General features: G+C 73.7%; 2 protein-coding genes. Both read right to left on the reverse strand.

The window, feature by feature from the left end; genetic code table 11:
- Positions 1-73: 73 nt before the first annotated feature.
- Positions 74-967, reverse strand: a complete 894-nt coding sequence (locus QMX80_RS19140; protein WP_282278761.1) for a DUF4097 family beta strand repeat-containing protein — start codon at positions 965-967, stop codon at positions 74-76.
- A 12-nt stretch (positions 968-979) separates the two neighbouring features.
- Positions 980-1,478: hypothetical protein (locus QMX80_RS19145; RefSeq protein ID WP_282278762.1), on the reverse strand; the 499-nt coding region annotated here is incomplete at its 5' end.

A 1,478-nucleotide genomic window follows, 5' to 3' on the forward strand; every position in this document is an offset into this window, starting at 1 on the left:
AACTTTGACGGGGCAAGCCCCCTATTGTCGCCGCCCGCCCGGGTTCCCCGGGCGCGGGCGGCCGTGCGCGCACTCAGCGCGCGCCGAGGTTCACCCGCACGCTGCCCGAATGCGAGTTGATGGAGATGTCGCCATCGCCGCTGCCGATGCGCGCGTCGAGGTGGCTGCCCGGGCCGTAGCGCGGGCGTTCGACTTCGCCCACGTCCGAACGGATGCTGCCACTGAAGCTGCTGACCTTCAGCTGCGCGGAGGTGCGCGCCGGCAGGGTCAGCGCAATCGACCCGCTCACGGTCTGCAGGCTGATGCGTCCCCCCGGCTGCAGGCCGGCGCTGCGCACGCCCAGGCTGCCGGACACGGTTTCGGCGTTGAGCCGCTGCACCGCGGACAGGTCCAGATCGAGGCGACCGGACACCGAGTTGGCGCTCACCTCACCGCCGCTGGTGCCGGCCGCGCTGATCCCGCCGCTGACCGAACGCAGCTCCAGCCGCGAGGTCCGCAGCTGCGAGCGGATCGAGCCGCTGACGGTGTTGAGGCTGCTCTCGCCGGCCTGGCCGTTGGCGGTGATGCCACCGCTGACGGTGCTGGCCTGCAGCCGGCGCAGGTCGACGTCGGCCACGTCCAGCGAAGCGCTGACCGTGCCGGCCTGCAGCTCGCTGCCGCGCGGCACCCGCAGTTCCAGTACCGCGCCGCGGCTGTTGTGGCCGTTCTGCGGGTACACCACCTTCAGCTGCACGCGGTTGGCGCTGCTCTGCACGTCCAGGCGCTGGCCCTCGCCGAGCGTGCCGGTGAGCTGCACTTCGTTGCGGTCCCAGCCGCGCACCGTCACCGAGCCGGCGACGTTGTTGATCTCGACCCGCCCGCCGCTGGACAACGCGTGGTGTTCGTTGACCGGGGTCTGCGCCAGGGCCGGCGCCAGCGGGGCCAGCAGCGCGACGGCGGCCAGCAGGTATCGCAGGGAAACATTCATGGGGATTCTCCTTCAGGTGGGAAGACCGGCGGGGGCAATGCCCTGCCGGGTGAGTTCCAGGCGCAGCGCGTAGGTGCGCCGCAGTTGGCCGAGCAGGAAGCCGGCATCGGGGCTCTGTGCGATCGCCGTGCGGATGCTGCCCGCGCTGGCGTCGAGTTCGTGCAGCGCGGGCGCGAGTTCGGCAGGCACGGTGTCCTGCGGAATCGCCGCGATCGCCTGCCGGTAGGCATCGGCCAACGCGTCGGCCTGCGCCTCCAGCGGCGATTCCTGCGCCGCCACCGGCCGTACCGGCCGCTCGTGCAGGCCCCACCAGCGGCCGGCTCCGAACAAGGCCAGCGCGGCGACGGCCGCCGCGGCCGCGGCAGACAGCCAGCGGCGGCGACGCGGGACCGGCGTGGCGGCGGCAACCGCCAGGCGCGGCTCCTCCTCAAGCCGCGCGGCGATGCGCTGCCAGGCCGCGGCCGGCGGCAGGCGCTCGGGCGGGAGCTGGCGCAGGCGCGCGGCCAGGTCG

Source organism: Stenotrophomonas sp. PS02297 (assembly GCF_029959705.1).
GTDB classification, from domain to species: domain Bacteria; phylum Pseudomonadota; class Gammaproteobacteria; order Xanthomonadales; family Xanthomonadaceae; genus Stenotrophomonas; species Stenotrophomonas nitritireducens.

Coding starts and splice junctions, on each gene's coding strand:
- QMX80_RS19140 (WP_282278761.1), bottom strand. CDS start 967: ATGAATGTTTCCCTGCGATACCTGCTGGCCGCCGTCGCGCTGCTGGCC.